At 42.0% G+C, this 10,506-nt stretch carries 10 protein-coding genes; 4 read left to right on the top strand and 6 right to left on the bottom strand.

Going from position 1 to position 10,506, the window contains the following annotated elements; all coding sequences use genetic code 11:
• The coding region (locus VF500_RS29805) for an ROK family protein (RefSeq protein ID WP_330863142.1) at positions 1-242 on the bottom strand (242 nt) is incomplete at its 3' end.
• A gap of 8 nt (positions 243-250) precedes the next feature.
• The gene (locus VF500_RS29800; protein ID WP_330863141.1) at positions 251-1,489 is read right to left on the bottom strand and encodes an MFS transporter; all 1,239 of its coding nucleotides are present in this window, start codon (positions 1,487-1,489) and stop codon (positions 251-253) included.
• A gap of 231 nt (positions 1,490-1,720) precedes the next feature.
• Here VF500_RS29800 and VF500_RS29795 point away from each other — a divergent pair, with 231 nt between their 5' ends.
• From VF500_RS29795 to VF500_RS29780, 4 genes are all read left to right on the top strand, one after another.
• Positions 1,721-2,761 carry an AI-2E family transporter gene (locus VF500_RS29795; RefSeq protein WP_330863140.1) on the top strand — a complete coding sequence of 347 codons (1,041 nt, stop codon included), beginning with the start codon at positions 1,721-1,723 and terminating at the stop codon, positions 2,759-2,761.
• 141 nt (positions 2,762-2,902) lie between these two features.
• Positions 2,903-3,226, top strand: coding sequence for a phosphoribosylpyrophosphate synthetase (locus VF500_RS29790; protein WP_330863139.1), 324 nt, complete (start codon positions 2,903-2,905; stop codon positions 3,224-3,226).
• A gap of 116 nt (positions 3,227-3,342) precedes the next feature.
• Positions 3,343-4,434: an SGNH/GDSL hydrolase family protein gene (locus tag VF500_RS29785; protein ID WP_330863138.1), complete on the top strand. Its 1,092-nt coding sequence runs from the start codon at positions 3,343-3,345 to the stop codon at positions 4,432-4,434.
• An 81-nt stretch (positions 4,435-4,515) separates the two neighbouring features.
• The gene (locus tag VF500_RS29780) at positions 4,516-5,325 is read left to right on the top strand and encodes a hypothetical protein (RefSeq protein WP_330863137.1); all 810 of its coding nucleotides are present in this window, start codon (positions 4,516-4,518) and stop codon (positions 5,323-5,325) included.
• Positions 5,326-5,433: 108 nt separating this feature from the next.
• Here the strand turns inward: VF500_RS29780 and VF500_RS29775 are convergent, their stop codons facing one another.
• The 4 genes from VF500_RS29775 to VF500_RS29760 form a co-directional block, all read right to left on the bottom strand.
• Complete coding sequence (locus tag VF500_RS29775) at positions 5,434-6,519, bottom strand: mannose-1-phosphate guanylyltransferase (protein WP_330863136.1); 1,086 nt, start codon at positions 6,517-6,519, stop codon at positions 5,434-5,436.
• A 299-nt stretch (positions 6,520-6,818) separates the two neighbouring features.
• Positions 6,819-7,940, bottom strand: coding sequence for an XrtY-associated glycosyltransferase XYAG1 (locus VF500_RS29770; RefSeq protein WP_330863135.1), 1,122 nt, complete (start codon positions 7,938-7,940; stop codon positions 6,819-6,821).
• Between the two features lie 48 nt (positions 7,941-7,988).
• Positions 7,989-8,831, bottom strand: a complete 843-nt coding sequence (locus tag VF500_RS29765; protein WP_330863134.1) for a glycosyltransferase family 2 protein — start codon at positions 8,829-8,831, stop codon at positions 7,989-7,991.
• Between the two features lie 68 nt (positions 8,832-8,899).
• Positions 8,900-10,506: ABC transporter ATP-binding protein (locus VF500_RS29760; RefSeq protein ID WP_330863133.1), on the bottom strand; the 1,607-nt coding region annotated here is incomplete at its 5' end.

Below are 10,506 nucleotides of genomic sequence, written 5' to 3'. Positions count from 1 at the left end.
ACGTCGTAAACAATACCTTCGGATACGTCGACCACACTGGGTACGCCTATACCTATAGCATTGGCAGTATTGTTTTTCAATAAGGCATCAACAACGGTATAAATATCATTCAGCACATCTTCAACACTGCCATCACTCTTTATTCGCTGCGATATGATATCGCCAATAGCATTGTTATCAACCACCGCGCCGCGGATGTTGGTAGCCCCCAGATCAATGCCTATAACTTTTATATTGCTCATGTATATGTTTATGCTTTATTATCAAAAATAGTTTTGTTGGTAACCAGCGGCTTAGCCCAAAAGCCGATACAGAGCATATAACCGAATGTGACGTACAGGAAAAACATGCCCTCCCTTAAACCAAACAAGCTTCCCAAACCACCTATCAGTAACTGAACAACGGCGCCGCCAATAATGCCTGTAACCAGGATCCCTGCAAATGAACCATGATCTTCACTCACCGAACTTAAGGCCAGCGAAAATATGATGGGATACATAACCGACATGAAAAACCCAACTATTGAAAAAGAATACAACGAGGTTTGCGGGCCGCCAAATAGCCCCAGCGACAGGAATATGAGTGCCAATATTGTGAAGATCACCAGCAGCTTGCGGCTATCTATCAGTTTGAGCAAAAACAGCCCTAAAATACCACCGGCCGTCATCAGTCCCCAAAAGTAAGCTACTGCGTCAGCCCCAACAGTTCGCGAATCAAATTTGTGATACCTCTGCAAAAACTCCGACATCCAGTAAGATACCCCCTGCTCGCTGCCCACATAGCAAAACAGCGCTATGAAGTAGGCTATAACAACCGGCTTTTTAAAAAGATCAACATGTGTTTTCCATGGGCCGGCCTTTTCATCACTGGCCAGCTCAACCTTCGGAAATTTGGAGGCCAGCATGATTACGAACATAGCCAAACAAATCACTGCAAACAGCCAGTAAAGCGAGATCCAGGGCATAGTTGTAGGCACGTGGGCTTCAAGCAGTGGAAAGATCCCACCCTTGTTGCTGCCCATATTTTTAACCATGTAAGCGTAAACCAGCGGACTAACAAACGACGCTCCACCAAATATCAGTTGTGCCAACACCGATGTAAAAGCATAGTTTTCCTCCCCTCCGGAAGTACGAAGCAGCGGGTTAATGACTACCTGCAACATGGCCATACCGCAACCAATTAAAAACAGGGACGCGATAGCGGTGAGATAATTAGGATAAACGGCTAATAGCAAAGAGCCAAAGAACGCCACCACAAAAGCCGCTACTATGATGGTTTTCTCGTTATACTTTTGAACCAGCATGCTCGACGGAATTGACATTACCCCGTAGGCAATAAAAAAAGCGAAGGGCAATAAACCGGCCATTGCATCGCTCAGTTTAAAATCTTTAATAAACTCGGGAGATAGCGGGCCGATGATATTGGTTAAAAATGAAATAACAAAAAACGTAAGCATGATCAGCGTTACGATGTAGTAGTTTTTTTTCATCAACTGGAAGGTTATAATTTTGGTTCGGTGTTAACTAATATCGTTAAAAATCCGTTGGTGAGATAATTTTACAAAAACTTATTTAAATTGTTACACTTTCTTTTTAAAATATTTTAATAAGTCGCAAATCCATCAATTATTCTTCCAGCTTAACATCTCCTTAACCTTAAATTACAGCTAATCAAAACATTTAGGGCACATTAACGTGTTTATGGAACAAACACCTGCTGTATGACCCCAAAAAAAGAAAAAGAGCTTACCTATATTGAAAAAGTATGGCACACTGTGGCCATTGTTGCCTTATTAGTTGTAGTAATATTGATAGCCCGGGTTGCCTTTAATGTACTGCTTATGATCCTGTCGGGTGCGCTCATTGCTACGTATTTTCATGGCCTTGGCGACCTTATTGAACGAAATACCAAAATGCGCAGAAGGTACGCCATGATCATATCTGTAGTCGGCTCGTTTTTGATTGTAGCCGGCTTGTTTTATTTAATGGGCACAACTATACAGCATCAAATAGCTCTACTTAAAGATACCCTTCCGCATACGGTTAATAATTTCAAGACCAAACTGGCATCAAACCCAACAGGGCAACAAATACTTGATTATTTTTCGGGCGATAATGACCCTGATAAAGTAGTGGTTACGGTACAGCACTTTTTCAGTACAAGCTTTGGCGTGCTTGGCGATATTTATATCATCTTATTTTTAACTATATTTTTTACCGCCAATCCTGATGTTTATAAAAACGGCATCCTGATGCTGCTATCTGATCAGAAGAAGCCATTGGGACAGGATATTATGGATAGGATCAGTTTATCATTAAAAGGCTGGCTTAAGGGAATGCTGCTCTCTATGGTATTGCTGGGCGTGCTGCTTACTACGGGCTTAAGCATTATGAGTATCCCCGCTGCATTGATATTAGCCTTATTTGCCGGTATGTTAAAGATCATCCCCAATTTGGGTTCTGCTATAGCGATGATCCCCGGCGTTTTGCTGGCGCTTACCATGGGCACCAACACGGCTATTATAGTAGCGCTCATTTATATAGTATCGCAAACCATTGTAAGTAATATTGTAGTACCTATAGTTCAAAACCGAATGATCAACCTGCCGCCCGCCCTTACCATCATCAGCCAGGTGGTTATGGGTACACTTTCAGGTGTATTGGGCATCATATTAGCCGTGCCTATCGTAGCTATCATTGTAATTTTGGTTGACGAACTGTATGTTAAAAAACTTGGCGATGCTGAAGTAATAGCCCATTAAGCGATACGGCCTCCTCAAAAAGATCGTTTAGTTTGGTACGCTTTGTTTTAGTACAGCCCGAAACATTTTCGGCAGAAATTACTGAAACAGGCAGCGTACTTTAATTGTATATTAGCTATAACATTATAAACACCCTACCTCATGCAAGAACAAAAATTTCATTACGCAACAGTAACCGAAGCAATAACCAAATTAAAAGAACAGGGCTATACTCATGAGTTTAGTCTTGAAGGCGATCATCTTAAGGCAGGCGAAGAAACGTTCGCCGTAAAGGAATTTAAAATTGTTGATCTGTACCGTTACGAAGGCCCATCCGACCCTGCGGATGAAGCTATTGTTTATGCCCTTGCATCGGCCGAAGGCGTTAAAGGCACCCTGGTAACAGGTTATGGCATCTCCACGGATGAGGCAACTATCGAAACGTTGAAGAATTTACATTATAAGTACCAGCAGGGCCAACAGTAGTTTGGCCCTTTAAGCGGATCTGTATCTGTGCAGCGGTGATACTTTTACAGCATTCTATACTGATTAATTTTTATGTATTTGGATTCCGGTATCAATATCGGTAATCTTGCGATACAATGAAAAACAGGATATTACTTACTTTTATCTTATCTATTTTTTGCGTGCTGCAAAGCAATGCAAAAAGCAAAATTGATACCATTTTTGCTGCCAATCTAAGGCCAATAGGGCGCACACTCATTAACAGCCAGCATAACTTAGCGCTGATCACTTCAGGTGCGCATTTTGGTTTTAGTTTCAAGGGGAATGAGTGCGCTATATATGTATTCATTACTGATGCGGGAAGCCATAATTATCTTCAATACGAATTGGACGGCGCTTATCAAAAGAGGATCAGGATAGATGGAAGCTTAAAGGAGCCTGTCATCATCAAAGCCGATGGCGCTGGTACCCACCACATCTGGGTCTATAAGGCAACAGAAGCACAAACCGGCTCTTTGCTCTTTTCAAAGATAGCTGCAAACAATATAAAAATACTACCTGCACCCAAACTTCCTTTAATAGAATTTATAGGTAACAGCATTACCTGCGGAGCAGCAGCCGATGACTCGGACATCCCCTGCGGAACCGGTGATTACCAGGACCATCACAATGCCTACATGGCTTATGGCCCAAGGGTAGCAAGAGCATTAAATGCCAATTTTATCTTATCAAGTGTTAGCGGTATTGGCGTTTACCGTACCTGGAACCGGGATTCCCCTTCCATGCCGTTGGTATACGAAAACGCAAATTTCCAGGTTAAAGATTCCCTGAAATGGAATTTCAAAACCTACCAACCTAAAATTGTAAGTATTGCCTTAGGCACTAATGATATGAGCAATGGCGATGGCTCATCAAGAGCAGCCTTTGATACCATACGTTTTGTTAACGATTACGTAAAATTTGTACAATTGGTAAAATCAAAATATCCTAAAGCACGAATCGCTCTGCTTTCCAGTCCCATGATCAAAGGCAATTCAAGGGAGATATTGCAAAGGTGTTTGAGCAGGATAAAAATGACTATTGATGCAAATTATCCGGCTGATAAACCTTCAGCTACATTCTTTTTTGAACCGATGGAGCCTCACGGTTGTTCGGGACATCCCAGTGTAGCTGAGCATCAGATCTTAGCGGAGCAGCTTAAGCCATTTTTTGCAGGTTTGCTGAAGTAAAGATTGCCCATGTTCACAATGGGTATTAAAGGTTAACCCGGATGCAGTCATAAGTTCACATTATAGCACCATCTTCACCAAATGGCGGTGATTAGTAAAAGTGATGTAATGGCAGCAACGGGTACCGGAAATTTTCCCTTTTTAGGCTCGGTTATTATGCGGCTGACGAAAATAGATAAATTCAACCGCATGATGGATGAGGCAGGCGACCTGGAAGGCGTTGATTTCAGCAGGTTTGTGCTCAATTTCTTGGGCATCACCATTAAAATTGATCCTGAAGATCTTGCACAGATCCCGGCAACTGGCAGTTTCCTTGCGGTAGCCAACCACCCGTTTGGCGCTATCGAATCGCTTGCACTACTTAGTTTGCTGGTTACCGCCCGGCCCGAGACCTTGTTTATGGGCAATTTTTTATTAAAAAGAGTACCCAACCTTGAACAATATGTTATCGCTGTAAACCCATTTGATAGCATTAAAGATACTTCAAGTATCACAGGGTTGAAAACAACACTTAACAAACTGCGGTCAGGTGTGCCTGTAGCCATTTTTCCGGCAGGCGAAGTTTCTGCTTTTGACTTCAAAACCAGGAAAATTACTGACAGGGAATGGCACCCGGTTGTAGGAAAAATCATGGAGCGGGCAAAAGTACCTGTATTGCCGGTTTATTTTTATGGCGACAACGGTATTGGGTTCAGCCTGCTCCGGTATATTCATAAATCGCTACAAACCGCCATGCTGCCAGCCGAGCTTTTCAACAAAAAAGGAATGTGCTTACATGTACGGATCGGGAAACCAATATATCCTGCAGAATCCGCAAAGGTATCCCAGGCGGGACAATTGTTAACGGCCAGCAGGGCGGCAACCTACGCACTTAAAGAAATTTCTATCTAAACAAGCAGGGCACCAAATAAAAAAAGGCCGTTCTCTTTAGAAAACAGCCTCATTTGCCTTATGGTTTATTTAAAGGGGTATTTATGCGATTTAGGGATATTGCATTAATTAAACATATTCAACGCCAAACCTGCTCTTCACATCGGCAACAATTTGTTTTACGCTTTGCTCCTGATCGCGCGGGCAAATAAGCAAAGTATTGTTGGCTTCAACCACAATATAGTTGTGTAAGCCCTGTAATATTACCAGCTTACCATCGGGCATATTCACCATACAATCAGATGAATTGTACATAATTACCTTTTCATTAGAGATTACCGCGTTACCTGCCTCCGCTTTTTCTGATAACTCGTATATAGATGCCCAGGTACCCAGGTCGCTCCAGCCAAAATCCGACGGCAATACGTAAACATTATCTGCTTTTTCCATCACACCATAATCAATTGATGTATTGATGCAATGATGATAAGCCGCGTTGATATGGGCTACCTCGTTTTCTGTGTTATACACCAACCGTGCATCAGCAAAAATATCATACAGATCGGGCATATAAGTTTCAAAAGCTTTCAGTATCGCCTTAGCCGACCAAACAAAAATGCCCGCGTTCCATAAAAAATCGCCGCTTTGAATAAAGCTTTTGGCGATATCAAGCGTTGGCTTTTCGGTAAAGGTTTTTACTTTACGAAAGTCGTCGTTTATAACACTTTCACCATACTGGATGTAGCCGTAACCAGTATCCGGTCTGGATGGTTTAATACCCAATGTTACGAGGCAGTGATGTTCACCTGCCGTTTCTAACGATTTTTCAAGGGAGCTTACAAAGGCATCTTCATCCAGGATCTGCTGATCGGACGGGGCCACAACAATTACGGCATCCGGGTTCAGGCTTTCTATTTTAAAACAACCATATGCTATGCAGGGAGCGGTATTGCGCATTACAGGCTCAGTAAGTATTTGTTGATCTGTTATGCCAGGAAGCTGTTCCTTTACCAGCCTGGTATAGCTTTCGTTGGTTAATATGAAGATATTTTCTTTAGGACATACTTTAGAAAGGCGCTGATAGGTATCCTGTATCAATGTTTTTCCGCTGCCAATAATATCTATAAATTGTTTAGGGTACGATGTACGGCTTATAGGCCAAAAACGGCTTCCGACACCTCCTGCTAAAATTATTGCATAATAGTTTTTGTTCATCTGCTGCTTTTAATGTTAATTAACGGTATCAAATTGTACATATTGACGTTGATCTTACCTAAAAAATCGGCATAATCGTTTTTTCGTACGCGTTATTCATACTGGTTTTTAATGGCGTAACCCCGTTTTTACTTTCGACTTTTTCATGCTGTCGCAGCGGCTGGCCATACCTGCGGCCAGGATAAGTAAGGTTGCTTTCATAATTTTTTAGTTTTTAATACATACAAGAATATACGGCCACCGTATTAAAATATGGTGAGAGTTACCCGGAATGGCAAATAACTGAGAGGAAAGAAAGGTTATTTTAAGTACTCTTCGTAATATTTTGTGATGAGCACCTGCTCATGAAATGTTGCTCTGATAATTTCACGGCCATGCTTGCGGATATGATCCAATTTTTGTTTCCCAAAATAAGCTTCGTTCAACTTTTCAATGATGCTGTCAATATCTAATGTGCATATCCAGCCAAGGTTGTTTTCACTAACAAAACTTGAAAGTCCAACATCTTCAGAAACCAAAACAGCGGTGCCCATATGCAGTGATTCAACCACCACGTTTGCAAAGTTCTCATTTAAGGAAGTGAGGATAAACAGATCCGACTGGTTAAGCCGCTCAAATTTCTCCTGCCTGTTTACCCATCCTATCCATTCAATTTTTGAAGCTATGTTTAACTCATCCGCAAGTTGTTTCAATTGCTGTACATACGCTTCATCACCATCGCCGGCTATAACCAGTTTTAGGTTAAATGAAAGCTGACTAATAGCAGTAAATAGTCTTTCAAGCCCTTTTTTATGATGAATGCGCGACATGAAAATAACCGTAAAGCATTCATTGCTGATTTGCTTTATTTCGATATCCGGCAGCGACAAAATATTGGGTAAAACAAAACCCTCCCATCCTGGGATCAGCTTCCGGCATTCAATATACTCCGATTGGGCGGTAGCGTGCAGTACACATTTCTTTAAAATCCTGCGCCCTCCAAGCTTATGGATCAGTTTTTTATAGCTGCTGTTCCCGGTTTCAAACACATATTCGCTTAGCATCCCCCGCGGCGCGAGGATCACTTTGGTTTTACTGAATAAGGCAATCCTGGCAGCTACCACACTTAAAATGCTCCACCATGAATGGATATGGATCACATCATAATGGTTAGCTGTTTTGATAAGCCTACGCCACAATGCCGGGCTAACATGGGTATGATCGCCGGTGATACGTTTAAAATAAGTTACATTAACCCCTTCTACATTCATCACAGCGCCGGGGGTAACATCTAATTCGGTTTTACCGTTGGCTGTGGTAGTATAAACATCAACATCATGCCCGTTAGCTGCTAAACCTTCACATAACCGCGATACAGATTCAGTTGGCCCTCCGTATCCGTAAGCTGGTTTGTAAGCAGGTATAATGTGCAGAATTTTCATAAAGTAGTGTTAGAAGTAAGAGGATACAAATATGCACCTGTTGGTGGCTTATTTAGCCAGATCTGATTTTAATTCTTCGCGAACAATGGTTAAAGTTGGTTCGGCAGCCGGTTTATCAGCAAGCTTTTCATCTTCTATCAGCCGGATGGCTAACAATATTTCAACCATCGTTCTTTGAAGGGTATAATGCCAGCCCACCCAGCCGTTAAAGATCAATCCTTTAACAAACAGGCAATGAAAAAACACTAAAAAGGGTGCAAGTACTTTTGTCTTCCGGATCTTTGCACTCAACGGCATTCCAGCGCCCGACTCACTAACCAGCTTTTTGCTTTCCTTAATAGCATAGCCGTCCTGGTTACTTAGCCAGCGTGACAGGGATTTTCTGTCGTCATGCAAGATATATGATTTGTATTTGCCAGTTGTGCCGTTAACTTTTAAACGTTGCGTGTGCCCGTCATCAAAATAGATACATTTATCAATATCAAATAAAACCGGGCGAGGCGTTGTATTATCCCCCAAAAGTTTCCTTCCGAAAACTAAAAACCTGAAAGTAGTTTCATAGGCTGCATCATGCGAGTTTGCGATTATATTTTTGGTTTCCTGCACAAACTCGGGTGTAAGTACATAATCGGCATCAAGTGTTAAGGCCCATTTGCTTTTAAGTAATGACAGCCCGTAGTTCCATTGGTTACCATGAGTATCAAACTTACGCTGAAAAACTTCAACATTTGTATACGAATTTGCGATATCCAGCGTAGTATCAGTACTAAAACTATCTAAAATAACAACCCTTTGGAGCCAGGTTAACCTGTCAAGCACGCGCTTGAGGTTAGGCTCTTCATTTTTAGTTAAAATTAATGCGGTAATTAAAGTTGATGAGGTTAATTCCATCTTACTACTGTTATGTTATTTATTAAGGTAAATGTGTTTATCAACTTAAGGTTTTGCGAAATCGCTTATTATTTATACCCTGCTGCCTGCAATTCAAATAATTCGGCATAGCGATCACCCTTTTGTAAAAGCTCGTCATGGCTTCCTATCTCCAGGATCTCGCCTTTATCAAGCACAATGATCCTATCTGCCATACGTACGGTTGAAAAGCGGTGAGAGATGAGCACGGCGGTCTTTTTTTCGGTGATATCCGAAAAGCGTTTAAATACCTCATATTCCGCGCGTGCATCTAAAGCGGCTGTAGGCTCATCCAGGATCACTATCTGCGCATTACGCATATAAGCCCTGGCCAGCGCTACTTTTTGCCATTCGCCGCCTGAAAGTTCAACACCGGTGTCAAAATGAGTGCCCAGCATTTGCTGATATTTTTTAGGCATCCTGTCAATTATTGGATGAGCCAGGCTTTGCCTCGCAGCATTGGTAATAAGATCTTCTCTATTAACCTCGCCTATATCCCCAACTGCTATATTTACCGAAGCCGGCATTTGATATTTAATAAAATCCTGAAAAATGATGCCCATTTGCTTCCGGATGTCATCGATATTATATTCTCTCAGATCATAACCATCAAGCGTTATGCGGCCTTCAGTTGGATCATACAACCTCACCAGTAATTTTACAAGGGTGGTTTTACCAGCTCCGTTCTCGCCTGCTAAAGCAAGCTTTTCGCCCGGGCGAAGGGTGAAATTTAAATGCCTGTTAGCCCATTTATCCGAATTAGTGTATTTAAACCCTACATCCTCAAAGGTGAAACCTGAAACAATAGGATCAGGAAACGGCCGCGGATTGTTGGGGATGGTGATAGCCGGCATGATCTTGAAAAAATCAAAGAAATCGGTGAGGTAAATAGCGCCCTGGGCAACTGCGTTAAACCGCCTGGCACTATTTTGCATTAAACCACCCAGTTGCCTTATAGTCCCCAATAAAAGTGTTAGACCTCCAATTGTTAAACTGCCTTGCAGTACCCGTTGAACAATGTAAAAGAATACAATATAAAATCCCACCACTCCCGGAATGCTTATCAGAGAGCTTACAATAACCCGTTTAACACCGAACTTACGTTTGGCGTCATAAAGGTTATGAGAGATCTTTTTAAACTTATCTATAAAAAAGCGCGACAGATCAAACAATCTTACTTCTTTAGCCGCTACATCGCTGCTTGCTACCAGGCTCAAATAATCGAGCTCGCGCCGGGCCTGGGTTTGGCTGCGTAGTAAAGCATAGTTTTTGTTATTATAATAAAATTCGCCAAGCAATGAAGGTACGGCAACTGATAACAGGATTATGATAACCCATGGATTAAAAGCAACCAACACCACTACATATGAGGTAATGGTGATCAAATCCTGCACCTGGCCAAACACATGCGTTAGTAAAATTGCCCGGCCCGTAGTTTGCTGCCTTGCCCTTTCCAGCTTATCATAAAACTGCGAGTTTTCAAACTGTACCAGGTCCAGCTTTGCAGCGTGCTGCATGATCATGTTGGTAGTATCGTTTGTTAAGCGCTCGCCTAACAGCTCATCAATAAGCGAGGTGATCTTCCCAAGTATAATTAACAATAGGATCAGCACAAACTCAATGGCAACTAATTTCCAGAGATGATCATATGGCAAGG

The organism is Mucilaginibacter sp. (genome assembly GCF_036383575.1).
In the GTDB taxonomy this organism is placed as follows: domain Bacteria; phylum Bacteroidota; class Bacteroidia; order Sphingobacteriales; family Sphingobacteriaceae; genus Mucilaginibacter.
The sequence above is the reverse complement of the archived record's forward strand: the minus strand, read 5'-3'. Positions and strand labels throughout refer to the sequence as shown.